Annotated in this window: 22 protein-coding genes; 14 read left to right on the forward strand and 8 right to left on the reverse strand. The window is 68.6% G+C overall.

From position 1 onward, the window contains the following. Positions 1-1,498: PAS domain S-box protein (locus AAG801_RS20290; protein WP_341889979.1), on the forward strand; the 1,498-nt coding region annotated here is incomplete at its 5' end. A 47-nt stretch (positions 1,499-1,545) separates the two neighbouring features. Then, positions 1,546-2,172 (forward strand): response regulator, encoded by a 627-nt coding sequence (locus AAG801_RS20295; RefSeq protein ID WP_341889980.1) that lies wholly within the window; start codon positions 1,546-1,548, stop codon positions 2,170-2,172. Positions 2,173-2,176: 4 nt separating this feature from the next. Here AAG801_RS20295 and AAG801_RS20300 read toward each other — a convergent pair whose 3' ends face one another. From AAG801_RS20300 to AAG801_RS20310, 3 genes are all read right to left on the reverse strand, one after another. Next, complete coding sequence (locus AAG801_RS20300) at positions 2,177-2,734, reverse strand: OmpA family protein (protein WP_192194144.1); 558 nt, start codon at positions 2,732-2,734, stop codon at positions 2,177-2,179. A gap of 85 nt (positions 2,735-2,819) precedes the next feature. Then, positions 2,820-3,479 carry an OmpA family protein gene (locus AAG801_RS20305; RefSeq protein ID WP_192194143.1) on the reverse strand — a complete coding sequence of 220 codons (660 nt, stop codon included), beginning with the start codon at positions 3,477-3,479 and terminating at the stop codon, positions 2,820-2,822. Between the two features lie 197 nt (positions 3,480-3,676). Next, complete coding sequence (locus tag AAG801_RS20310; protein WP_341889981.1) at positions 3,677-3,826, reverse strand: hypothetical protein; 150 nt, start codon at positions 3,824-3,826, stop codon at positions 3,677-3,679. Here AAG801_RS20310 and AAG801_RS20315 point away from each other — a divergent pair. Together AAG801_RS20315 and AAG801_RS20320 are read left to right on the forward strand one after the other, a co-directional pair. Beyond that, positions 3,825-4,973, forward strand: a complete 1,149-nt coding sequence (locus AAG801_RS20315) for an MltA domain-containing protein (RefSeq protein WP_341889982.1) — start codon at positions 3,825-3,827, stop codon at positions 4,971-4,973. The genes AAG801_RS20310 and AAG801_RS20315 overlap by 2 nt on opposite strands. A 160-nt stretch (positions 4,974-5,133) precedes the next feature. Then, positions 5,134-7,362 (forward strand): PhoX family phosphatase, encoded by a 2,229-nt coding sequence (locus tag AAG801_RS20320; protein WP_341889983.1) that lies wholly within the window; start codon positions 5,134-5,136, stop codon positions 7,360-7,362. A gap of 31 nt (positions 7,363-7,393) precedes the next feature. On the opposite strand, the gene AAG801_RS20325 is transcribed toward AAG801_RS20320, so the two are convergent. Further along, a complete protein-coding gene (locus AAG801_RS20325) occupies positions 7,394-7,867 on the reverse strand; it encodes an Lrp/AsnC family transcriptional regulator (RefSeq protein ID WP_062480783.1) in 474 nt (157 codons plus the stop codon). Positions 7,868-7,972: 105 nt separating this feature from the next. Between AAG801_RS20325 and mdeB the strand changes: the two genes are divergently transcribed. The 10 genes from mdeB (at position 7,973) to AAG801_RS20375 (ending at position 19,404) form a co-directional block, all read left to right on the forward strand. Then, on the forward strand, positions 7,973-10,633 hold the full coding sequence (gene mdeB / locus AAG801_RS20330; protein ID WP_341889984.1) for an alpha-ketoglutarate dehydrogenase: 2,661 nt from the start codon (positions 7,973-7,975) through the stop codon (positions 10,631-10,633). Positions 10,634-10,713: 80 nt separating this feature from the next. After that, the gene (locus AAG801_RS20335; protein WP_101490838.1) at positions 10,714-11,490 is read left to right on the forward strand and encodes a FadR/GntR family transcriptional regulator; all 777 of its coding nucleotides are present in this window, start codon (positions 10,714-10,716) and stop codon (positions 11,488-11,490) included. Between the two features lie 157 nt (positions 11,491-11,647). Beyond that, on the forward strand, positions 11,648-12,979 hold the full coding sequence (locus AAG801_RS20340; RefSeq protein WP_341889985.1) for an MFS transporter: 1,332 nt from the start codon (positions 11,648-11,650) through the stop codon (positions 12,977-12,979). A 16-nt stretch (positions 12,980-12,995) separates the two neighbouring features. Then, positions 12,996-13,913 carry an L-threonate dehydrogenase gene (ltnD, locus tag AAG801_RS20345; RefSeq protein ID WP_341889986.1) on the forward strand — a complete coding sequence of 306 codons (918 nt, stop codon included), beginning with the start codon at positions 12,996-12,998 and terminating at the stop codon, positions 13,911-13,913. Between the two features lie 43 nt (positions 13,914-13,956). Continuing rightward, on the forward strand, positions 13,957-14,970 hold the full coding sequence (gene denD, locus AAG801_RS20350; protein ID WP_341889987.1) for a D-erythronate dehydrogenase: 1,014 nt from the start codon (positions 13,957-13,959) through the stop codon (positions 14,968-14,970). A gap of 3 nt (positions 14,971-14,973) precedes the next feature. After that, the gene (gene otnK, locus AAG801_RS20355) at positions 14,974-16,245 is read left to right on the forward strand and encodes a 3-oxo-tetronate kinase (protein ID WP_341889988.1); all 1,272 of its coding nucleotides are present in this window, start codon (positions 14,974-14,976) and stop codon (positions 16,243-16,245) included. Continuing rightward, complete coding sequence (locus AAG801_RS20360) at positions 16,242-16,907, forward strand: aldolase (protein ID WP_341889989.1); 666 nt, start codon at positions 16,242-16,244, stop codon at positions 16,905-16,907. Before otnK ends, AAG801_RS20360 begins: the two co-directional genes overlap by 4 nt. A 12-nt stretch (positions 16,908-16,919) precedes the next feature. Then, a complete protein-coding gene (gene otnI, locus AAG801_RS20365) occupies positions 16,920-17,738 on the forward strand; it encodes a 2-oxo-tetronate isomerase (RefSeq protein ID WP_341889990.1) in 819 nt (272 codons plus the stop codon). Continuing rightward, the gene (locus AAG801_RS20370) at positions 17,735-18,940 is read left to right on the forward strand and encodes an amidohydrolase family protein (protein ID WP_341889991.1); all 1,206 of its coding nucleotides are present in this window, start codon (positions 17,735-17,737) and stop codon (positions 18,938-18,940) included. Before otnI ends, AAG801_RS20370 begins: the two co-directional genes overlap by 4 nt. Continuing rightward, on the forward strand, positions 18,937-19,404 hold the full coding sequence (locus AAG801_RS20375) for a RidA family protein (protein ID WP_099794045.1): 468 nt from the start codon (positions 18,937-18,939) through the stop codon (positions 19,402-19,404). The genes AAG801_RS20370 and AAG801_RS20375 overlap by 4 nt, the downstream gene beginning before the upstream one ends. Here the strand turns inward: AAG801_RS20375 and AAG801_RS20380 are convergent. The 4 genes from AAG801_RS20380 to AAG801_RS20395 form a co-directional block, all read right to left on the reverse strand. Continuing rightward, entirely contained in the window at positions 19,397-20,047 is a 651-nt protein-coding gene (locus AAG801_RS20380; protein ID WP_341889992.1) for a TetR family transcriptional regulator C-terminal domain-containing protein, read from the reverse strand. The two genes, AAG801_RS20375 and AAG801_RS20380, sit on opposite strands and share 8 nt — an antisense overlap. Next, positions 20,044-21,015, reverse strand: coding sequence for a PDR/VanB family oxidoreductase (locus tag AAG801_RS20385; protein WP_341889993.1), 972 nt, complete (start codon positions 21,013-21,015; stop codon positions 20,044-20,046). Before AAG801_RS20385 ends, AAG801_RS20380 begins: the two co-directional genes overlap by 4 nt. Positions 21,016-21,047: 32 nt before the next feature. Beyond that, positions 21,048-21,638, reverse strand: a complete 591-nt coding sequence (locus tag AAG801_RS20390; RefSeq protein WP_341889994.1) for an NAD(P)H-dependent oxidoreductase — start codon at positions 21,636-21,638, stop codon at positions 21,048-21,050. A gap of 142 nt (positions 21,639-21,780) precedes the next feature. Next, entirely contained in the window at positions 21,781-22,809 is a 1,029-nt protein-coding gene (locus tag AAG801_RS20395) for an ABC transporter substrate-binding protein (RefSeq protein ID WP_341889995.1), read from the reverse strand. Position 22,810: the final 1 nt, after the last annotated feature.

Raw genomic sequence — 22,810 nt, forward strand, 5'->3', positions numbered from 1 at the left:
CGGCGGCGACTACCTGGTGGCGAGCTATTCGCTGCGCGACACGCTGGTCGAACTGGTCGGCCCCACGCTCACGCGCGGCCAGGAGGTCGCCTTCACCGAGGCCGACGGCACGCGGCTGGTGGCGCTGGGCACCTCGCGGCGCATCGGCACGCGCGTGTTCACCTCGCAGCAGCGCATCGACCTGCCGGGCGCCTCGCTCATGCTGCGCGTGGACGGCTGGCGCGCCGCGCCCGACCTGTTCCCCAACATGCTCACGGCGCTGGTCACGGCGATCTCGATCGCGCTCGTGTCGGTGCTCGTGCTGCTGGCGCGCGACACCCGCCGCCGCCTGCGCGCCGAGCGCGACCTGGCCGACGCGCTGGCTTTTCGCAAGGCGATGGAAGACTCGGTCATCACCGGCCTGCGCGCGCGCGACCTGCAAGGCCGCATCACCTACGTCAACCCGGCCTTCTGCGAGATGGTCGGCTTCACGCCCGAAGAACTCATGGCCGACAGCGTCGAGGCGCCGTACTGGCCGACCGAGCTGGCGCACGAATACCACCTGCGCCAGACGCGCCGCTTCGCGGGCGGCCTGCCGCCGCGCGAAGGCTTCGAGTCGGTCTTCATGCGCAAGGACGGCACGCGCTTTCCGGTGCTGATCTTCGAGGCGCCGCTGATCAACGCGCACAAGGTGCAGACCGGCTGGATGAGCGCCTTCATCGACGTGAGCGAGCAGCGCCGCGTCGAAGAGATTTCGCGCGCCAGCCAGGAGCGCCTGCAGGCCAGCGCACGCCTGGCCACCGTGGGCGAAATGGCCTCGCTGCTGAGCCACGAGCTTACGCAGCCGCTGGCCGCCATTGCCAGCTACGCCACCGGCTCGCTCAACCTGCTCGGGCCCGAAGTGAAGGGCGAGCAGGCCGAGGTGGCCATGGCCGTGAAGCGCATTGCCGAGCAGGCCGACCGCGCCGGCCAGGTCATTCGCAGCGTGCACGACTTCGTGCGCCGGCGCGACCGCATGCGCGAGGCCGTGGCGCCGCAGGCACTCATCGACGCCGTGCTGCCGCTGGTGCGGCTGCAGGCGCGCAAGCTCGACGTGACGATCGAGATCGTCTTCGAAGAGCGCCTGCCCGCCGTGGTGTGCGACCGCACGCTGGTCGAGCAGGTGCTGCTGAACCTCGCGCGCAACGCCATGCAGGCCATGGACAGTCTCGACAGTCCCGACAACACTGGCAACCGCTTGTTGAGGCTGCGCGTGGCGCGCGCCCTGCCCGTGGGCGCCACCGCGCCGGCCGACGGCCGGCGCTGGCTCGAGTTCTCCGTGGCCGACCTGGGCTGCGGCATCAGCGACGAGGTGGCGGCGCGCCTGTTCACGCCCTTCTTCACCACCCGCGCCGACGGCATGGGCCTGGGCCTGAGCCTGTGCCGCACCGTGGTGGAGCAACATGGCGGCGCGCTGATGTTCGAGCCCAACCGCCCCCGGGGCACCGTCTTCAGGTTTACCCTTCCCGCTGCGGGATAGCCGCCTTTTTCTTCTTCTTCGTTTTCTGTTCCGCTGGACCTCATGGCATGCAACCGCTGATCGATGGCTTGATCTTTATCGTGGACGACGACGCCAGCGTGCGCGAGGCGCTGGCCTGGCTGCTGCGTTCGCGCCGCCTGGCCAGCGAGCACTTCGGCAGCGCCGAGGCCTTCGAGCAGTACCTGTCGGAGGCGCCGTTGCCCGATCAGCCGCGCTGCCTGCTGCTGGACGTGCGCATGCCCGGCATGAGTGGGTTGGTGTTGTTCGACCGGCTGGCCGAACGCGGCCTGCTGGCCGAGATGCCGGTGATCTTCCTGACCGGCCATGCCGACGTGCCGACCGCCGTCGAGGCGGTCAAGCGCGGGGCTTTCGATTTCTGCGAGAAGCCGTTCTCGGACAACGCATTGGTCGACCGCATCGAGCAGGCGCTGGGCATGTCGCAGCGCGCCCTCGAAGTGCAGCGCGTGCGCCGCGGCCTGGCCGACCGCATCGCCGAGCTGACCGACCGCGAGCGCGACGTGATGCGGCTCGTGGTCGAGGGCCTGCCGAACAAGCTCATCGCCGACCAGCTCGCGATCAGCGTGCGCACGGTGGAGGTCCACCGCGCGCGCGTGTTCGAGAAGATGGAAGTGAAGTCGGCGGTGGAGCTGGCCAACCGCCTCAGAGACCTCTAGAAGGTCAGATCTTTTCGGCGACGAAGATTTCGACGCGGCGGTTTTGAGCGCGGCCAGCCGCCGTGCCGTTGTCCGCCAGCGGCTCGCGCGAACCGCGGCCGTCGGTGGTGATCACGGTGGTCGACACGCCGCGGCCCACGAGGTGGTTGCGCACGCTGTCGGCGCGGCTCACCGAGAGGCGCTCGTTGCCTTCTTCGCTGCCCGTGCTGTCGGTGTGGCCGACCACGCGCAGGCTGGCGGTGGTGGCGCTCTTCAGGCCTTCGGCGACCTTGTCCAGCACTTGGGCGAGGTTGCGCTTGACGTTGGCGCGGCCCGTGTCGAACGAGAGTTCATTCGGAATCACGACGTGAAGCTGGTTGTCGGCGGTCTGCTCGATCACCACGCCAGTGCCCTTGGTGGAGCTTTCGAGCTCGGCCTTCAGCGCGGCCAGTCGGGCAGTCCAGCTGTTGGCCGGTGCGGCCTGCTGTGCGGCCGGTGCTTCGGCCGGCGGGGTCGACGATGCGCAACCCGCGATGAACAACACAGCGGCCATCGCCGCGCTAGACACTACAAACTTCCTCATGAATTTTCCCTCTGCTTGGACCAATGAAAACTGAAGCGGGAACCGGCCGTTCGATGTGGCGGCCGGTTTCCCGGTGGGGCTTCGATCAGCCGCGCGGTGCGCGCTCGCCCACGTAGATCTCGACGCGGCGGTTCTGTGCCCGGCCGGCGTCGCTGTTGTTGTTGGCCACCGGCTCATGCGAGCCGCGGCCTTCGATGCGGAATGCCGCGGCACTCACGCCGCGTGCCACCAGGTAGTCGCGCGTGCTGGCGGCGCGGTCCACCGACAGCGGGTTGTTGATGGCGTCGGAGCCGGTGTTGTCGGTGTGGCCAATGATGCGCACCTCGGCGTTCGGGTTGTTGCGCAGGCCGTTGGCGAACTGGTCGAGCACGGGCGCGAAGTTCGACTTGATGTTGGAGCGGCCCACGTCGAACGACACGTCGCTCGGAATGGCGAGCTTCAGCTCGTTGTTGGCCGTCTGCGTCACGGCCACGCCGGTGCCCTGCGTGGCGGCTTCCATCTGGCGCTTCTGGTTTTCCATGCGCTGCGACCACAGGTAGCCGCCGAGCGCGCCGGCTGCCGCGCCGACCACGGCGCCCGTGCCGATGGCACCACGGTTGCCGCCGGTGGCCGAACCGATGGCGGCGCCGCCGAGGGCACCGATGCCGGCGCCGATGCCGGTGTTGCGTTGGGTGTCGGTCATTCCGCCGGCACAGCCGGACAAAACGAGGGCAGCTGCGGTGGTTGCAAGAACGAACTTTTTCATGGTGATCCCTTTCAAGGTTGAATCAAGCGGGCCACAGCTTAGCCCCCGACGGGACCCCGATGGTACGTGCTCAAAGCCCTACGGAAAATAAGAAAACTTTCGCCATCGCCCGTGAATGCTGCGATGATTGCTACTAAAGTTGTAGCAATAGGGTGCTTGTCCGACAGTGGCGTGCGCCGTGCGGCTACACAAGCAATTCACGCTTTGGGCGGCGGATCCTCGTCGGAACGCTCGGCGTCGGCTTCGTCATGCAATTCACCCTTGTTACGCCCGGAAAACATGGTCCACCAGATGATCAAGATCAGGACGAGTCCCGCGGCGAGGGCTTCAAGCAGAATCAAACCCATGAGAAATGGACTCCAGTGGCTGGTCGGGCTTGCAATCGTAGCAACGCTCGCCGGCTGTTCCCTCGGCCCCCGCGCCCCCGAAGCCCCCACCCGACCCACCGTCACCCCGCCGCGCGACCTCGGTCCGCTGACCGGATCGCTCGCGCATCCGAAAAGCCGCTGGGTGCCCGTGGGCTGGTCGGAATTGCCGGGCTTCAGCGAAGACCCGTTGCATGAAGGGTGGATCGCGCTGCTGGCCAACTGCGCACGCCCCAACGCCGCCTTCGCACCGCTGTGCCGCGAGGTGCGCCAACTGGCCATCGCCACGCCCGAAGAGCAGCGCCGCTGGATGACCGACCGGCTGCAGCCGTACCGCGTCGAATCGCTCGCGGGCCAGAGCGAAGGCAAGCTCACGAGCTACTACGAGCCCGTGTACGAAGCCTCGCGCGTGCCCTCGGCCGGCTTCAGCGTGCCGCTGTACCAGGCGCCCGAGGGCCTCGTGCCCAAGCGCCCCTGGTTCACGCGCCAGGAAATCGAGACCCTGCCCGAGGCCCAGGCCGCGCTGCGCGGTCGGGAGATCGCCTGGATGGCCGACCCCATCGACGCGCTCATGCTGCACATCCAGGGCTCGGGCCGGTTGCGCATCACCGAGGCCAACGGCTACCAGCACACCGTGCGCGTGGCCTACGCCGCCACCAACGAGCAGCCCTACCGCAGCGTGCAGCAATGGCTCATGAGCCAGGGCGTCGCCAAGGTCGGCAAATGGCCCGACGACACCAAGGCCTGGGCCGTGCAGAACCCGCAGCGCGTGTCGCAGCTGCTGTGGAGCAATCCGCGCTACGTGTTCTTCCGCGAAGAAACCATGAGCGAACTCGACGCCGCCTTCGGCCCGCGCGGTGCGCAGGGCGTGCCGCTCACGGCGGGGCGCTCCATCGCGGTCGACCGCGAGAGCATTCCCTATGGCACGCCGGTGTGGCTCGCATCGAGCGGCCCGACCGCGCAGCTGCAGAAGCTGGTGGTGGCGCAGGACACGGGCAGCGCCATCGTGGGCGCGGTGCGCGCCGACTACTTCGCCGGCACCGGCGCCGAAGCCGGCCGGCTGGCCGCGAGCGTGAATCAGCCGCTGCGGCTGTGGGCGCTGTGGCCGAGGCAGTCGCCGGCGCCCTGAGGGGCGCAGCGTCCGCGCTGCAGTGTGTGACGCGGGCGTGAAGGTTTTTTGACGAAATCTCGCCGAGCCTCGTCGAACACAAAGCGTTTCACAGGCATGTCATGCGAACTGCCTAACTTCGTGGGCTGGTTTCAATCCCAACCCACGAAAGATATTGCGCATGACCGCAAACACCCGCACGGACGCCCACGGCGTCGATCTCGACGATGTCGGCACCAACGATTCCCCGAACCCGTCCTTCACCGACCTCGTCGCGTCGCGCCTGAGCCGCCGCCATCTGTTCGGCCTGGGCGTCGGTACCGCCGGCACCGCACTGCTGCAGGCCTGCGGCGGCGGCAGCGGTGGTGGTGGCGCAGCCTTCCCCATCATTCCGCCCGCACCGGCCCCCGCGCCCGCACCGGCTCCCGCACCGTCGCCCACGCCGCTGAAGCTGGGCTTCAATCCCGTGGCCAAGAGCCTCGATGACGTCGTGACCGTGCCCGCCGGCTACACCGCCAGCGTGCTCTACCGCCTGGGCGACCCGATCGCCGCCGGCGTGGCCGCGTACAAGAACGACGGCACGGACGATCCGGCCACCTACGACCGCCGCGCCGGCGATCACCACGACGGCATGACCTTCTTCGGCGTCAACGCCGCGAACAAGTGGGACGCGACCAACGCTACGCGCGGCCTGCTGGTGATGAACCACGAAGCCATCACGCCGCTGTTCCTGCACCCCGCCGGCCAGACCATCGTGGGCGGTGTACGCACCGTCGCCGACGAAGTGCAGCGCGAGTTCTACCTGCACGGTGTGAGCGTCATCGAGGTGAACAAGACTGGCAGCAGCTGGAGCTACAAGCAGGATTCGAGCTTCAACCGCCGCGTCCACACGCTCACCGAGATGCAGTTCTCCGGCCCGGCCGCCAAGACCGACTACCTGAAGACCAAGTACTCGACCGACGGCAGCAAGACCCGCGGCACGCTCAACAACTGCGCCAACGGCACCACGCCGTGGGGCACGTACCTCACCTGCGAAGAGAACTGGGCCGGCTACTTCCGCCGCATCAAGGGAACCGACGACAGCAAGCGCTCGGCGAAGGAACTCGCGAGCTTCGGCCGCTATGGCGTGGCCAGCACCGGCCGCGAACTCTGGGCCACCGTCACGCCCGACACCGCCGACGGCCAGTACGGCCGCTGGAACACCGAAGTCCTCGGCGCCTCGGCCACCGACGACTACCGCAACGGCCACAACACCTACGGCTGGGTGGTCGAGATCGATGCGTTCAACCCCACCAGCACGCCGAAGAAGCGCACCGCCCTCGGCCGCTTCGGCCACGAAGGCGCCTGCCTCGGCCCGGTCGTGGTCGGCAAGCCGCTGGTCTGGTACATGGGCGACGACTCGCGCAACGAGTACATCTACAAGTTCGTCTCCACGAAGAACTGGGACGCGGCCGACATCGGCGGCGGCATGGCCGCGGGCGACAAGTACATGGACGACGGCCGCCTCTATGTGGCCCGTTTCGACGAAGACGGCACGGGCGTGTGGCTCGAGCTCAAGCTCGGCGTGAACAACATCACCTCGAACTACGACAAATACGCCTTCGCCGATGCGGCCGACGTCGTGACCAACGCCCGCCTGGCCGCCGACGCCGCCGGCGCGACCAAGATGGACCGCCCCGAGTGGACCGCCGTCAACCCGAAGACCGGCGACGTCTACGTGACGCTGACCAACACCAACGCCGCCTCGCGCCCGATCGGCAAGACCAGCGCCTCCAATCCGCGCTACTACGACGACAGGACGACCGCCAACGCACCGCAGCTGGGCAACCCGAACGGCCACATCGTGCGCTTCGCGGACGAGAACGCCGACCCGACCTCGCTGCGCTTCAAGTGGGACGTGTACCTCTTCGCCGCGCGCTCGACGGCGTCGGCCGATGTCAACCTCTCGCAGCTCACGGCCGACAACGACCTGTCCAGCCCCGACGGCATGTGGTTCAGCCACGCCGCCCCCGGCCTGCTGTGGCTGCAGACCGACGATGGCGCCTACACCGACGTGACCAACTGCATGCTGCTGGCGGCACTGCCCGGCAAGGTGGGCGACGGCGGCGCGAAGGTGATCACCAACGTCGACACCGCGAACAGCATCACGCGCACGCAGAACACCTTCGTGGGCAAGGCGCCCGGCACGGAAGGCCTGCGCCGCTTTCTGGTTGGCCCGAAGGATTGCGAACTCACCGGCATTGCCGAGTCGGGCGACGGCCGCGCGCTGTTCGTGAACATCCAGCATCCGGGTGAAGGTTCGAAGAAGGACGAAACGCCGATCAGCCACTGGCCGGACGGTGGCAGCAGCCGCCCGCGCTCGGCCACCGTGGTCATCACGAAGAACGACGGCGGCCTGATCGGTCTCTAAGTTTCTTTCCGCCCCGTCGGGGGCGTGCCGACTACAACGGCGCTGCTGGCAACGGCAGCGCCGTTTTGTATCTCACCTGCTTCAACGCAAAGCTCGACCGGATCTTCTCGATCCCCGGAATCGGCGTCAGCTGTTCCATGATGAAGCGCTCCAGCGCCGCCATGTCGGCCACGGCGATGCGGATCAGGTAGTCGCTGTCGCCGGTCATCAGGTAGCACTCCATCACCTCGTCGTGCTCGGCGATGCGCTGCTCGAAGTCGGCCAGCGACTGCTTGCTCTGCGTCGTCAGGCTGATCGAGATGAACACGTTGAGCCCCAGGCCCAGCGCCTTGGCGTTCGCGAGCGCCACATAGCGATCGATCACGCCGCTGGTCTCCAGCACCTTCACGCGCGCCAGGCAGGGCGAGGGCGACAGGTGCACGCGGCGCGCGAGTTCGACGTTCGACAGGGCGCCGTCGCGTTGCAGCTCGTCGAGAATGCGCAGGTCGATGGCATCGAGTTCCATGAAATTCCGTGAAGCTCTTGAATTGCGGCATTTTATGCTTGTGAATAGCCATGAAATCGAAGGTGCCGGTAGCTAATTTTCCGCGAGGCGGCTTAAAGTGCTGGCATGAACGCCCCGATCTCCGCCGACCAGATGCGCGCCCTGTTGCTCGACACGCCGCCGTCGCACGACCCCGACCCCGAAGAGACCGCCGAATGGCGCGACGCCTTCCTGGCGCTGGCGCAGACGCAAGGTCCGCAGCGCGCGCGCCAGATGCTGGCCGAGCTGGCGCGCCTGGCGCGGCAGCAGCGCATCGGCTGGCAGCCCGAGCTGGCCACGCCGTACGTCAACACCATCGCCGCGGCCGACCAGCCGCCGTTTCCGGGTGACCTCGCCGTCGAAGAAAAGCTCGCCTCGCTGATGCGCTGGAACGCGCTCGCCATGGTGGCCAAGGCCAACCAGGCGTACGGCGAACTCGGCGGCCACATCGCCAGCTATGCGAGTGCGGCCGACCTGTTCGAGACCGGCTTCAACCACTTCTTCCATGCGCGCAGCCCGGCGCACCGCGGCGACTTGGTGTTCTTCCAGCCGCACAGCGCGCCCGGCGTGTATGCGCGGGCGTACCTCGAAGGGCGTCTGAGCCAAGAAGACCTGAACCATTACCGCCAGGAACTCACCGCGCCCGCCTTCACCGACGGCAGCGGCGCGCGCGGGCTGTGCAGCTACCCGCACCCGTACCTGATGCCGGACTTCTGGCAGTTCCCCACCGGCTCGATGGGCATCGGCCCGATCAGCTCGATCTATCACGCGCGTTTCATGCGCTACCTCACGCACCGCAACCTGCTGAACTGCGAAGGCCGCAAGGTGTGGGGCGTGTTCGGCGACGGCGAGATGGACGAGCCCGAATCGATGAGCGCGCTGACGCTCGCCGCGCGCGAAAAGCTCGACAACCTCGTGTGGGTCGTCAACTGCAACCTGCAGCGCCTCGACGGCCCGGTGCGCGGCAACGGCCGCATCATCGACGAGCTCGAAAAGCTCTTCGCCGGCGCGGGATGGAACGTCGTCAAGCTCGTGTGGGGCAGCGACTGGGACGGCCTGTTCGCGCAGGACGTGAGCGGCGCGCTTGCGCGCGTGTTCGCCAACACCGTCGACGGCCAGATGCAGACCTTCGCTGCGAAGGACGGCCGCTTCAACCGCGACAACTTCTTCGGCCAGAACCCCGAGCTTGCGCGCCTGGCCGAAGGCATGACCGACGAGCAGATCGACCGCTTGAAGCGCGGCGGCCACGACCTCGTGAAGATCCACGCCGCGTACGCAGCCGCTGCTGCGCACAAGGGCCAGCCCACCGTGATCCTTGCCCACACCAAGAAGGGCTACGGCATGGGCAGCGCCGCGCAGGGCAAGATGACCACGCACTCGCACAAGAAGATGGGCGACGTCGACCTCATCGAGTTCCGCGACCGCTTCAACCTGCCGCTCACCGACGCGCAGGCCACCGCGATGGACTTCTACCGCCCGGCCGAAGACAGCGCCGAGATGCGTTACCTGCGCCAGCACCGCGAAGCACTCGGCGGCGCCATGCCGCGCCGCGAGACCGCGTGCGACGTCGTGCCCAAGCCCGACATCGCGGCCTACGCGAACTTCGCCACGGCCGCCGCCGGCAAGGAGATGAGCACCACCATGGCCTTCGTGCGCATGCTGGGCAACCTCATGAAGGACAAGGCGCTGGGCCCGCGCATCGTGCCCATCGTGGCCGACGAGGCGCGCACCTTCGGCATGGCCAACCTGTTCAAGCAGGTCGGCATCTACTCGAGCGTGGGCCAGCGCTATGCGCCGGAAGACATCGGCTCGGTGCTGAGCTATCGCGAAGCCACCGACGGCCAGATCCTTGAAGAAGGCATCAGCGAAGCCGGCGCCATCGCGAGCTGGACGGCCGCGGCCACCAGCTACAGCGTGCACGGCCTGGCGATGCTGCCGTTCTACATCTACTACTCGATGTTCGGCTTCCAGCGTGTGGGCGACGCCATCTGGGCGGCGGCCGACCAGCGCGCACGCGGCTTCCTGCTGGGCGCCACGTCGGGCCGCACCACGCTCGGCGGCGAAGGCCTGCAGCACCAGGACGGCAGCAGCCACCTCGTGGCCGCGACCATTCCCAACTGCAAGGCCTACGACCCGGCCTTCGCGGGCGAGATGGCGGTCATCGTCGACGCGGGCATCCGCGAGATGATGGTCGAGCAGCAGGACGTGTTCTATTACGTCACGCTCATGAACGAGAACTACGCGCAGCCCGACCTGCCGGCGGGCGCCGAGGCCGACATCCTGCGTGGCTGCTACCGCTTCGGCACGTATGCGCCGGCATCGGGCAAGGCAAAGAAGAGCGTCACGCTGCTGGGCTCGGGCGCGATCCTCACCGAGGTCATCAAGGCCGCGCAGCAGCTGGCCGACGAAGGCATCGAGGCCGAGGTGTTCAGCGTCACGAGCTGGAGCGAGCTGGCGCGCGACGGCCAGGCCTGCGAGCAGCGCGCACTGGCCGGCGAGAAGAACGCCGGCACGCCCTTCGTCGCGCAACAACTCGGCAAGGGCAGCAAGGCCCCGATCGTCGCCGCCACCGACTACGTGCGCGCCCTGCCCGAGAGCGTGCGCGCCTTCCTGCCCGAAGGCCGCCGCTACCTCACGCTGGGCACCGACGGCTTCGGGCGCAGCGACACGCGCGCCGCCCTGCGCGACTTCTTCGGCGTGGACGCGGCGAGCATCGCGCGGGCCGCGCGCCACGCGCTCGGCCTCTGACACAGGCGAAGGCGCGGCCATGCGGTATGGCGGTGCGGTGCCTGCGTTAGAGTCGCAGACCCCACCGCCTCCCCGCGCCCATGACCCCCCGTTTCCAGTCCCTTGCTCCCGCCGTCCGCCTGGCCGACCAGGTGGCCGATGCGCTCGTGGCCGAGGTGCGCAGCGGGCGCTTGTCGGAAGGCGACCGGCTGCCGACCGAGACCGCGTTGGCCACCCAGTTCGGCGTGAGCCGTACCGTGGTGCGCGAGGCGGTGTCGCGACTGAAGTCGCTCGGGCTGGTCGATTCGCGGCAGGGCAGCGGCGTGTTCGTGCGCGCTGCGGGCGTGGAGCCGCTGCGCTTCGAGATGCCGCATGTGGCGTCGCGCGAAGCGGTGGTGCAGATGGTCGAGCTGCGCCGCGCGCTCGAGGCCGAGGTGGCCGCGCTCGCGGCCGAGCGCCGCACGCCCGAGGACATGCTGCGCATCCGCGACGCCATCGATGCGCTGCACGCGGCGGTGTCGATGGGCGGCAACGGGGCCGACGAAGATGTGCGCTTTCACCGCGCCATCGCCGAGGCGGCGCGCAACCCGTTCCTCATCGGCACGCTGCAGTACCTGCGGCAGTTCCTGCATGGCGCCACCCGCGTCACGCGCGCCAACGAGGCGCGCCGTGCCGACTTCGTGCGCGAAGTGGCGCAGGAGCACGCGCGCATCGTCGAGGCGATCGATGCCGGCGACCCGCTGGCCGCGCGCGAAGCCGCCAAGGCGCACATGGACAACGCCATCCGCCGTATCGAGCAGGCCGACCCGGCCTTCTGGCAGCAGGAAGGTGCCCAGCTGGCCCGACCCCTGGTCGAAGGCTGGCCGGCGGGCAAGTAAGCCCACGCTCACAATTTTCTGAAGAGGTCTCGGTGTGCGGGTTATCCCGTATCCGAGAGCTTGTCTTAAATTTGTATGATGACCTGACAAGTAAGGGGCGACCGCGCCGCAGGGTGACGGGACGACCCCGTTTTTTCATCCAGCGGACTCCCTCCCAATGACTTCCACCCTCCAGGCCGGCGCGCCTTCGGCCATGGCCGACCTGCCCGTCGATGCCGCGCTCGAGAAACGCGCCTACGCCAAGGTGTTCTGGCGCCTCGTGCCCTTCCTGATGCTCTGCTACGTGGTCGCGTACCTCGACCGCGTGAACGTCGGCTTCGCCAAGCTGCAGATGGGCGCGGACCTCGGCTTCAGCGAAACCGTGTTCGGCCTCGGCGCCGGCATCTTCTTCCTGGGCTACTTCCTGTTCGAGGTGCCGAGCAACCTGCTGCTGAACCGCGTGGGCGCCCGCGTGTGGATCGCGCGGATCATGATCACCTGGGGCCTCTTGTCGGCCTGCTTCGTGTTCGTGGAAACGCCGACCAGCTTCTACATCCTGCGCTTCCTGCTCGGCGTGGCCGAGGCGGGCTTCTACCCCGGCGTGATCCTGTACCTGACGCACTGGTACCCGTCGCACCGGCGCGCGCGGATCATCGCGGTGTTCATGTCGGCGATTCCCGTGGCGGGCATCTTCGGCAACCCGCTGTCGGGCTGGATCATGGACGCCTTCCACGGCGTGTCGTCGATGCACGGCTGGCAGTGGATGTTCATCATCGAAGCCATTCCCGCTGTGCTGGTGGGCGTGATGGTGCTGCTCTACCTGGACAACGGCATCGCGCACGCGCGCTGGCTCTCGCCCGAAGAAAAGCAGCTGCTGCAACGTGAAGTCGCGCGCGACCAGGCGCACGGCGCCAAGGGCCCGCATTCGGTGGGCGCGATGTTCCGCGACGCACGCGTGTGGTGGATGGCGCTCATCTACTTCGCCTTCGTCATGGGCCAGTACGCGCTGACCTTCTGGCTGCCGACGCTGGTGAAGGCCACGGGCGTGCAGGGCAACTTCAACATCGGCCTGCTGAGCGCCATTCCGTTCCTCTGCGCGATCGTCGCGATGAACCTGTTCGGCCGCAGCGCCGACGCGCGCCGCGAACGCCGCTGGCACCTGATCATCCCCGCGATGATGGGCGCCGTGGGCTTCACCGTCGCGGCCTCGTACACGCAGAACACGGTCGTGTCGCTGACCTTCCTGTCGCTCGCGGCCGCCGGCGTGCTCACCTGCGCGCCGCTGTTCTGGTCGCTGCCCACCGCGTTCCTCTCGGGCACGGCGGCGGCGGCGGGCATTGCGGTCATCAACTCGGTGGGCAACCTCGCGGGCTTCGTGAGCCCGTACCTCATCGGCTACCTGAAGGACCTCACGGGCAGCACGCAGATCGGCATGTACGTGCTGGCCGGCGCGCTGGTGCTCGGCGCCATCGGCGTGTGGCTCACGCCCAAGCAACTCGTCAATCGCTGATCGAAGGACGCACGACATGACTTCTTCTTCCAACACCCCCGTCGTCGGCCTCGTGGGCCTGGGCGCCATGGGCAGCGGCATGGCGCAATCGCTGCGCCGCGCGGGCCATGCGCCGCATGTGTTCGACGTGCGCCCCGGCGTCGCTGAAGCCTTCGCGCGCGACGGCGGCACCGCCTGCGACACGCTGGCTGCGCTCGGTGCGCAGTGCGACATCGTGGTCAGCGTGGTCGTCAACGCGGCGCAGACCGAGTCGGTGCTGTTCGGCGACGGCACCACGCCCGGCTGCGCGGCGTCGATGAAGCCCGGCAGCCTGTTCGTGATGTGCTCCACCGTCGACCCGAACTGGTCGGTGGCGCTCGAAGCGCGCCTCGCGCAGCAGGGCATCCTGTACCTCGACGCACCGATCTCCGGCGGCGCCGCCAAGGCCGCGAGCGGCCAGATGACGATGATGACCGCCGGCACGCCCGCGGCGTATGAGAAGGCCGGCGCCATGCTCGACGCGATGGCCGCCAAGGTCTACCGCCTGGGCGATTCGGCCGGCGCGGGCAGCAAGGTGAAGGTCATCAACCAGCTGCTGGCGGGCGTGCACATCGCCGCTGCGGCCGAAGCCATGGCGCTGGGACTGCGCGAAGGCGTGAACCCCGACGCGCTGTACGAGGTCATCACCCACAGCGCCGGCAACAGCTGGATGTTCGAGAACCGCATGGCCCATGTGCTCGCGGGCGACTACACGCCGCTGTCGGCCGTCGACATCTTCGTGAAGGACCTGGGCCTGGTGCTCGACGTGGCGCGCGCCAGCAAGTTTCCGCTGCCGCTGTCGTCCACCGCGCACCAGATGTTCATGCAGGCCTCCACGGCCGGCTTTGCGCGCGAAGACGACAGCGCGGTCATCAAGATCTTCCCGGGCATCGAATTGCCCGCCGCGAAAAAATAACATGGGGCCTCTGCGCTCCACCGACCCAGGAAAGACACACACCATGAACGTTCTCATCACCGGCGGCTGCGGCTTCCTCGGCGCCCGCCTCGCCCGCACCCTGCTCGCAGGCGGCCCGCTCGCACTGGCCGGCGGCCAGCCCCAGGACATCGCGCGCATCACGCTCGCCGACCGCGTGCCGCCGCCCGCCGACCTCGCGGCCGACGCGCGCATCCAGTTCGTGCAGGGCGACCTGTACGAGCAGGCCGCCAATGGCGCATTGCCGCTGGCCGACACCGACGCCGTGTTCCACCTCGCCGCCGCCGTGAGCGGCGAGTGCGAGGCCGACTTCGACCTCGGCATGCGCAGCAACCTCGACACCACGCGCGCCCTGCTCGACGCCTGCCGCAGCGCGGGCCACGCGCCCGTGTTCGTGTTCTCCAGCTCCGTCGCCGTGTTCGGCGATTCGCCCGAGCAGCGCCTGCCCGCGGTGATCGAAGACACCACGCTGCCCACGCCGCAGAACAGCTACGGCATCCAGAAGTTCATCGGCGAGCAGCTCGTGGCCGACTACACGCGCAAGGGCTTCGTGCAGGGCCGCAACGTGCGGCTCATGACGGTGTCGGTGCGTCCGGGCCGTCCGAACGGCGCGGCCTCCAGCTTCCTGAGCGGCATGCTGCGCGAGCCGCTGGCCGGCGTGCGCGCGCGCTGCCCCGTGGCGCCCGAGACGCCGGTCGCGCTGGCCTCGCCCGGCAACACCGTCGCCGGCATCGTGCGCGCGGCCACCGCCAGCGCCGCCGAATGGGGCGCACGCACCGCCATCAACCTGCCCGCGCTGACCACCACCGTGCGCGAGATGGCGCAGGCGCTCGAGCGCATCGCCGGCACCGAGGCCACCGCCCTCATCGACTGGGAGCCCGACGCCGCCATCGCGAAGATCGTCACCAGCTGGCCCAGCCGCATCCACGCCGCGCGCGCCGAGGCGTTGGGCCTGAAGGCCGACGCCAGCTTCGACGCCATCCTGCGCGACTACGTGCGCGAGAACGCGCAGGCGGTCACGCTGCCGCTGAAGGGCTGAGCGATGGCGAAGCTTGTGCTCGGCTGCATCGCCGACGACTTCACCGGCGCCACCGATCTGGCCAACAACCTCGTGCGCGCCGGCATGCGCGTGGTGCAGACCATCGGCGTGCCCGCCGGCCCGCTCGATGCCGACGTGAATGCGGTCGTGGTCGCGCTCAAGTCGCGCACCATCGCGCCGGCCGAGGCCATCGCGCAGTCGCTCGATGCGCTGCGCTGGCTGCAGGCGCAGGGCGCGCAGCAGATCTACTTCAAGTACTGCTCCACCTTCGACAGCACGGCCCAAGGCAACATCGGCCCCGTGACCGAGGCCTTGATGGACGCGCTGCAATGCGACTTCACCATCGCCACGCCGGCCTTCCCCGACAACAAGCGCACCGTGTTCAAGGGCTACCTGTTCGCGGGCGACGTGCTGCTCAACGAGAGCGGCATGCAGAACCATCCGCTCACGCCGATGACCGACCCGAACCTCGTGCGCGTGCTGCAGGCGCAGTGCACGCGCAAGGTGGGCCTGATCGACCACGCGGTGGTGGCGCGCGGCGCGGACGCCATCGACGCACGCATCGCGCAGCTGAAGGCCGAGGGCGTGAGCATCGCCATCGTCGACGCGGTCTCGAACGACGACCTGTTGCGCATGGGCCCGGCCCTCGCGAAGCTGCCGCTGCTCACGGCGGGCTCGGGCGTGGCCATCGGCCTGCCGGCCAACTTCGGCCTCGCGCCGTCGTCGCAGGCCAGCGCGTTGCCGAAGGCCGGCGGCAAGACGGCGGTGGTCTCGGGCAGCTGCTCGCTGGCCACCAACCGGCAGGTGCTCGACTTCATCCAGCGCGGCGGCGCGGCGATGGCCATCGACCCGCTGCGCATCGCGGCGGGTGTGGACGTGACAGCCGAAGTGCTGGCCTGGGCCGCACCGCTGATCGACAAGGGCTCCGTGCTCGTCTATTCGACCGCCGAAGCCGGCGCCGTGAAGTCGGTGCAAGGGCGGCTCGGCGTGGAAGAAGCCGGCGCGATGGTCGAACGCACCATCGCCGCCATCGCGCGCGGCCTGGTCGAGCGCGGCGTGCACCAGCTCGTGGTGGCCGGCGGCGAAACCTCGGGCGCCTGCGTGCAGGCGCTGGGCATCGCGCAGATGCAGATCGGTCCGCAGATCGACCCCGGCGTGCCGTGGTGCCATGCGCGTTCCGATGCGGCGCCCGAAGCGGGGCTGCACATCACGCTGAAGTCGGGCAACTTCGGCAGCGACGATTTCTTCACCAAAGCTTTTACAGTGCTCGCATGACCGAGAACGAAGCCCGCGACGAAATCTGCCGTGTCGGCCGCAGCCTGTTCGAACGCGGCTACGTGCATGCCACGGCCGGCAACATCAGCGTGCGGCTGGACGACGGTTTTCTCATCACGCCGACCGATGCCTGCCTGGGTTTTCTCGACCCCGCGCGGCTCGCACGGCTCGATGCCCAAGGCCAGCAGACCGGCGGCGACCGCGCCAGCAAGACCATCGCGCTGCACACGCGCATCTACGCCGCCGCGCGCGCGTTCGATGCGGGCACGGCCTGCGTGATCCACACGCACAGCACGCACTGCGTCGCCCTGACCTTGGGCAACCCGCAAGCCGAACTGCTGCCCGCGCTCACGCCCTACTTCGTGATGAAGGTCGGCCATGTGCCGGTCATTGCGTACCACCGCCCCGGCGCGCCCGAGGCGGCCGAACAGGTGGCGCAGGCCATCGCGCGCTACGGCGCGGCCGGCACGCCGATCCGAGCGGCGATGCTCGCGCGCCTGGGCCCCAACGTCTGGCACGAAACACCGGCCGCCGCGATGGCCGTGCTCGAAGAGCTGGAAGAAACCGCACGCCTGCAGATGCTCACGCAGGCCACCCGGCCCGCACCGCTCACCCCCGATCAGATCGATGAACTGCGACGCACTTTCGGTGCGCGCTGGTAGTACAAACACCCCATGCCCCAATTCGCCGCCAACCTCTCGATGCTCTACCCGGAGCTCGCATTTCTCGACCGCTTCGACGCCGCCGCGAAAGACGGCTTCCAGGCCGTCGAGTACCTCTTCCCCTACGACTTCAGCAAAGAAGAGATCGTTGCGCGCCTGAAGCACAACGGCCTGCAGCAGGTGCTGTTCAACGGCCCGCCCGGCGACTGGGCCGGCGGCGAACGCGGCCTGGCCTGCCTGCCGGGGCGCGAGGGCGAGTTCCGCGAAGGCATCGCCAAGGCCATCGACTACGCCGTGGCACTCGACTGCCCGCGCATCCACGTCATGGCCGGCCTGGTCCCCGACAACCTCGCACGCGAGGCCGCAGAAGCTGTCTATGTCGAGAACCTGCGCTGGGCCGCGGCCGAGGCCGCGAAGGCCGGGCGCGACGTGCTGATCGAGCCGATCAACACGCGCGACATTCCGCGCTTCTTTCTCAACCGGCAGGACCACGCGCACCAGATCGTCGAGACCGTGGGCGCCGCCAACCTCAAGGTGCAGATGGACCTCTATCACTGCCAGATCGTCGAGGGCGACGTGGCGATGAAGCTGCGCCAGTACCTGCCGACCGGCCGCGTCGGCCACCTGCAGATCGCGGGCGTGCCCGAGCGCCACGAGCCCGATGTCGGCGAGCAGAACTACGACTATCTCTTCGGCGTGATCGACGAAGTGGCGACGCAGTGCGGCTGGCAAGGCTGGGTCGGTTGCGAATACCGCCCGCGCCGCGGCATGGAGCCCGGCGGCACCTCGGCCGGACTGGGCTGGCTGCGCGACTGGCGCCAGCGCGCATGACGACGCTCGAAGCGCTGCGCATCCCGATGCCGCTGCGTGGCTTTGCCGCGGCGGGCGATGCGCAGGTCTTCGACGTCACGATCGACGGCGACAAGATCGCGTCCATCGAGCCCAGCGCGTCGCAGACGCAGGCGCGCGGCACGCTGCTGAGCGCCCTCGTCGAAGCGCACGCGCACATCGACAAGAACTTCACCGTGCAGGACGTCGGCGCTGCGCAGGGCGACCTGTTCACCGCCATCGAGCGCATGGGTCGCCACCGTGCGAGCTGGACCGGCGCCTCGCTGCGCCTGCGCATGGAGCGTGCGCTGCACGAAGCCTGGCGCGCCGGCACGCGGGCACTGCGCACGCACCTCGACTGGGTCGAGCCCGAGCCGCCGGCCGCGCTGGCCGTGTTCGAGGCGCTGCGCGAAGAATGGCAAGGCCGCATCGAACTGCAGTTCGTCGCGCTCGTGCCGCTCGACGTGTTCGCCGACCTCGCGGCCGGCGAGCGCATCGCGCGCGACGTGAAGCGCTCGGGTGGGGCGCTGGGCGCTTTCGTCTACCGCAACGAAGGCCTCGTCCACAAGTCGGGCCGCGTATTCGACCTCGCGCAGCAGCACGGGTTGACGCTCGACTTCCACGTCGACGAAGGCCTGGACACCGACGCCAGCGGCCTGCGCAGCATCGCGCAGCTGGTGCGCGCGCGCGACTTCAAGGGCCGCGTGGTCTGCGGCCATGCCTGCTCGCTCTCGGTGCAGGACGATGCGGTGGCCGCCGAAACGCTCACCTTGTGCGCCGGCGCCGGACTGCACCTCGTCGCGCTACCGACCACCAACCTCTACCTGCAGGGCGCGTGGGACCGCACGCCCGTGGCGCGCGGCATCACGCGCATCCGCGAGGCCGCCGCGCACGGCCTGCGCGCGAGCCTGGCCACCGACAACGTGCAGGACGCCTTCTATCCCTACGGCAGCTACGACCTGCTCGAGACCTTCGGCCTCGGCGTGCAGATGGCGCACCTCGCGCCCGCCGCCGACTGGCTCGACACCATCACCGTGAACCCCGCCAAGGCGCTGGGGCTCGCGTGGGACGGTCGACTCGCGCCGGGCTGCCCGGCCGACCTGGTGGTGCTGGCCGCCACCGACGAACACGAACTCATCGGCCCGCGTGGCCGCCTGCGCAGCGTCTACCGCGCGGGTCAACTTCTGGAGCCGAACACACCATGAGCATGGGCAAGCCGATGGCCAACTATGCCGCCGCCAAACGCGTCGGCGATTTCGTCTTCATGAGCGGCGTGGTCGCCGTCGACCCGGCCACGCGCCGCGCGGTGGCGGGCTACGACGCCATTCCCGAAGAAGCGCGCACCGCGCTGCAGGGCGTGGGCTATGCCACGGGCCAGATGTCGGTCGACATCTTCGAGGCGCCCATCGTGGCGCAGAGCTGGTTCGTGCTCGAGCGCATCCGCCAGATCGCGGCCGAGCACGGCGGCACCATGGAAGACGTGGTGAAGCTGGTGCAGTACTTCCGCCACCTGCCGCACTACGCGTTCTACAACCGCGTGCGCGGCCTGTTCTATCCGGGCGAGCCGCCGGTGAGCACGGTGGTCGAGGTGTCGCGCTTCCTGCCGGGCGACGAGGTGCTCGTCGAAGTGGAAGCGACGATGTTCCTTCCCCTGCGCAGCGCTACCTGACGCCTGCGCCTTTCAAAAGAAACTCCGTCACCTGCTCGATGAGGTAGCGGCGGTCCTTGTCGTCGCCCTGTTGCGCGGCGCTGCGGTAGTAGGCGGCCTGCGTGGCGTGGTCGGCATAGAACTGCGTCACGGCCCAGATGTGGAACAGCACCAGCATCGGGTCGGATTTGTCCATCAGGCCCTGGTTCATCCAGTTCTGGATCACCGCGGCGGCCTGGTCGGTGCGCTGCTTGCTCGTGTCCATCATGCTGTCGATGACGGGTGCGCCACGCATCATCTCGGCCGTGAAAATGCGCGAGCGCAGCGGGTGCTCGAGCGAGAACACCATCTTGCGCTGGATCAGGTCGCCCAGCACCTTGCGCGGGCCGAAGGCCTCGTCGCTGAAGCCGAACACCACGATCCAGTCGGTCAGGATGTCCTGCAGCACCTGGCGGTACAGCGCTTCCTTGCTGTCGATGTAGTAGTGCAGCTGCGCCTTCGACAGGCCCGCCTTGTCGGCGATGGCCTGGGTCGACGCGCCGGCCAGGCCTTCGCTCGCGAACACCTCGATGGCGGCCTGGTTGATGAGGCCCAGCACCTGCGTGTACTTGCGCGAACGCCCGCGCGTGGCGGGTGCTTCGCTGTCGGTGTCCGTCACGCTCACAGCTGCAGCACCAGGTCGGGGCCCTTGGCGCGCGAGCAGCACAGTGCCACCTTGGTGCGCCGCTCGGTGCCCGTGAGGCAGAAGTCGCGGTGCTCGGCGCCTTCGCCGTCGCCCTCGACCACGCAGGTGCCGCACAGGCCCTGCTGGCACGACACGGGAATGTCGATGCCGACTTCGTGCAATGCGTCGACCGCGGTCTGGTCGGCCGCCACCGGCACCTCGATGCCGCGCCGCGCCAGCTTCAGCGTGAAGGGCAGGCCCGTGGTGGCGGCGGCCGTGCCGGTGGGCGCGGCGAAGTACTCGGTGTGCAGCGTGTCTTCGGGCCAGTGCGCGGCGGCCTCGCGCACGGCCTGCATGAAGCCGCCGGGGCCGCACACATACAGGTGCGTGTCGGGCGTGCGCTCGGCCAGCAGCGCGCGCAGGTCGATGCGTTGCGTCCTGTCATCCGTGAGGTCCTGGTCCAGGTGCAGCTTCAGGTGCGGCGCCAGCGCGGGCGCGTGCAGCGCCTCGGCGAAAGCCAGGTGCTCCTCGCTGCGTGCGAACACGCACAGCGTGAAGTCGGCGCCGCGCGCGGCCAGCGCCTGCGCCATGGCCAGCAGCGGCGTCATGCCGATGCCACCGGCCAGCAGCAGGTGGCGGCGGGCTTCGGCGCGCAGCGGGAAGGTGTTGCGCGGCGCGCTGATCGCAATCAGGTCGCCCTCGCGCACGCGCTCGTGCATCGAGGCCGAGCCGCCGCGGCTTGCGTGCTCGCGCTTCACGCCGATCACGTAAGAGCCCGTGCCCGAGGGCGCGCGCGCCAGCGAGTACTGGCGCGAGAAGCCGCCGGGCATGTGCACGTCGATGTGCGCGCCGGCCTCGTAGCCGGGCAGCGCGCGGCCCCACGGATGCGTCAGCTCGAAGGCCAGGATTTCCGGCGTCTGGCGCGAGATGCGTTCGACGCGGACGGTCAGGGTGCGTTCGAGGCTCATGGTGTCTGTCTCCCTGCTTGCTTGTTTGTTGGCTAGATGTTGTGCAGCGTGCGCGCCACGCGCGCGATGAAATGGGTGCGGTCGCGGTCGGTGACGGCGTTCATGTCGTGCAGCTGCAGCCACGTCACCTTGCAGCGCCACGCGAACAACGCGCGCAGCGCGCGTGTGAACAGCCGCCGCCCCGGGTCGCCGATCACCATCACGAACCAGCGCGGCGAGCCGCCCGTGGTCACCACCGTCAGCCGGCGGATGTGCCGCATGCCCGACTTCGCCAGCTGCCCTTTGCGCTCCGCGGGCAGGAAGGCCACGCCCGGCAGCCACACGCGCTCGAGCCAGCCCTTGAGCATGGACGGCGGTCCATGGAACCAGGTGGGGTAGACGAACACCAGGTGCTCGGCCCACAGCAGCGCTTCGACGTGGGGTTTCACGCGTTCGCGGATCAGTTCGGGGTTGTCGAGGTAGGCGATGCGCTCTTCGCGTGTCAGCGTCGGGTCGAAGCCCTCGGCGTACAGGTCGATGGCCCGCACGGGATGGCGAGGCTGCAGCGCGTCGAGGGCGGTGCGGTAGAGCGCGTGGTTGAAGCTGTCAGGATTCGGATGGCAATGGACGACGAGCGTTTTCATGGTTCGGGCCGGTTCGCCTGTTCGGCGAGACGGGGTCAGAGCCCAAGGAATAAAAGGCCGCGCGTGCCTTATGGCAAACCCAGGCGCCGGCATCTGACCCCGGCGCAAGCCCCGCGCGACCCACGGGAAAAAACGAAACGACTTACTTGCCGGTGAGCTTCTTGCGGATGTCGACACCCACGCCCTTGTTGACGAACTGCGTGGTCGCGACCTTCGACAGGTCGATCTCGCCCGGCTTGTACAGGCCGGCCTTGACCATCTTGTCGTAGAAGTCCTTCACGCGTGCTTCGTCCATCGCGCCGATGCCCTTGGTGAGCGAGTCGCCGCTGTCCACGATGCCCATCTTCTTGATGAGATCGATGGAGCCCTGCAGTGCGGCCGGCGTGGCGTCGGGGTTGGTCTTGGCCATGAGCTCGTTGGCGGCCTTGTTGTCGCCGTAGAGGTAGTTGTTCCAGCCGACGATCGAAGCCTCGATGAACTTGCGCACCGTCTCGGGCTTGGTCTTGATGAGGTCGGCGCGGGTCTCGATGGTGGTGGCGTAGGTCGAGAAGCCGTGGTCGGCCAGCAGGTGCACCACCGGGTCGAAGCCGGCCTGCGCCTTGATCGACAGCGGCTCCGAGATGGCGTAGCCCTGCTGGATGGACTTCTTGTCTGCGAGGAACGGGCCGACGTTGAAGGTGTAGGGCTTGAGCTGCGAATCCTTGAAGCCGTGCTCCGACTTCATCCACTGCCAGAAGCTGAACTGACCGTCCTTGCCGATGAAGGCCACGGGCGCCTTGGTCATGTCCTTGAAGGTGTCGTAGCCCTGGCCCGGGTGGGCGAACATGGCCTGCGGGTCTTTCTGGAAGATGGCCGCGACCACCACGGTGGGCACGCCGTTCTTCACGTTGTCGAAGGACTGCAGCAGGTTGCCGGTCATCAGGAAGTCGACCTTGCCGGCCGGCAGCATGGGCCGGTTGTTGACCATCGGGCCGCCCTGCATGATTTCCACGTCGAGGCCGTACTTCTTGTAGGTGCCGTCCACCAGCGCCTGGTAGAAGCCGCCGTGGCCGGCCTGCGCCTTCCAGTTGGTGGCGAACACCACTTTTTCCTGGGCGTGCGCGGCGAGGGCAGCACCTGCGAGGGCCAGGCCGAAGGCCAGCGGCCGGAGAGAGAAAGCGGGGATGCGCATG

Source organism: Variovorax sp. YR752 (assembly GCF_943372545.1).

Coding starts and splice junctions, on each gene's coding strand:
- AAG801_RS20295 (WP_341889980.1), top strand. CDS start 1,546: ATGCAACCGCTGATCGATGGCTTGATCTTTATCGTGGACGACGACGCC.
- AAG801_RS20300 (WP_192194144.1), bottom strand. CDS start 2,734: ATGAGGAAGTTTGTAGTGTCTAGCGCGGCGATGGCCGCTGTGTTGTTC.
- AAG801_RS20305 (WP_192194143.1), bottom strand. CDS start 3,479: ATGAAAAAGTTCGTTCTTGCAACCACCGCAGCTGCCCTCGTTTTGTCC.
- AAG801_RS20315 (WP_341889982.1), top strand. CDS start 3,825: ATGAGAAATGGACTCCAGTGGCTGGTCGGGCTTGCAATCGTAGCAACG.
- AAG801_RS20310 (WP_341889981.1), bottom strand. CDS start 3,826: ATGGGTTTGATTCTGCTTGAAGCCCTCGCCGCGGGACTCGTCCTGATC.
- AAG801_RS20320 (WP_341889983.1), top strand. CDS start 5,134: ATGACCGCAAACACCCGCACGGACGCCCACGGCGTCGATCTCGACGAT.
- AAG801_RS20325 (WP_062480783.1), bottom strand. CDS start 7,867: ATGGAACTCGATGCCATCGACCTGCGCATTCTCGACGAGCTGCAACGC.
- mdeB (WP_341889984.1), top strand. CDS start 7,973: ATGAACGCCCCGATCTCCGCCGACCAGATGCGCGCCCTGTTGCTCGAC.
- AAG801_RS20335 (WP_101490838.1), top strand. CDS start 10,714: ATGACCCCCCGTTTCCAGTCCCTTGCTCCCGCCGTCCGCCTGGCCGAC.
- AAG801_RS20340 (WP_341889985.1), top strand. CDS start 11,648: ATGACTTCCACCCTCCAGGCCGGCGCGCCTTCGGCCATGGCCGACCTG.
- ltnD (WP_341889986.1), top strand. CDS start 12,996: ATGACTTCTTCTTCCAACACCCCCGTCGTCGGCCTCGTGGGCCTGGGC.
- denD (WP_341889987.1), top strand. CDS start 13,957: ATGAACGTTCTCATCACCGGCGGCTGCGGCTTCCTCGGCGCCCGCCTC.
- otnK (WP_341889988.1), top strand. CDS start 14,974: ATGGCGAAGCTTGTGCTCGGCTGCATCGCCGACGACTTCACCGGCGCC.
- AAG801_RS20360 (WP_341889989.1), top strand. CDS start 16,242: ATGACCGAGAACGAAGCCCGCGACGAAATCTGCCGTGTCGGCCGCAGC.
- otnI (WP_341889990.1), top strand. CDS start 16,920: ATGCCCCAATTCGCCGCCAACCTCTCGATGCTCTACCCGGAGCTCGCA.
- AAG801_RS20370 (WP_341889991.1), top strand. CDS start 17,735: ATGACGACGCTCGAAGCGCTGCGCATCCCGATGCCGCTGCGTGGCTTT.
- AAG801_RS20375 (WP_099794045.1), top strand. CDS start 18,937: ATGAGCATGGGCAAGCCGATGGCCAACTATGCCGCCGCCAAACGCGTC.
- AAG801_RS20385 (WP_341889993.1), bottom strand. CDS start 21,015: ATGAGCCTCGAACGCACCCTGACCGTCCGCGTCGAACGCATCTCGCGC.
- AAG801_RS20390 (WP_341889994.1), bottom strand. CDS start 21,638: ATGAAAACGCTCGTCGTCCATTGCCATCCGAATCCTGACAGCTTCAAC.
- AAG801_RS20395 (WP_341889995.1), bottom strand. CDS start 22,809: ATGCGCATCCCCGCTTTCTCTCTCCGGCCGCTGGCCTTCGGCCTGGCC.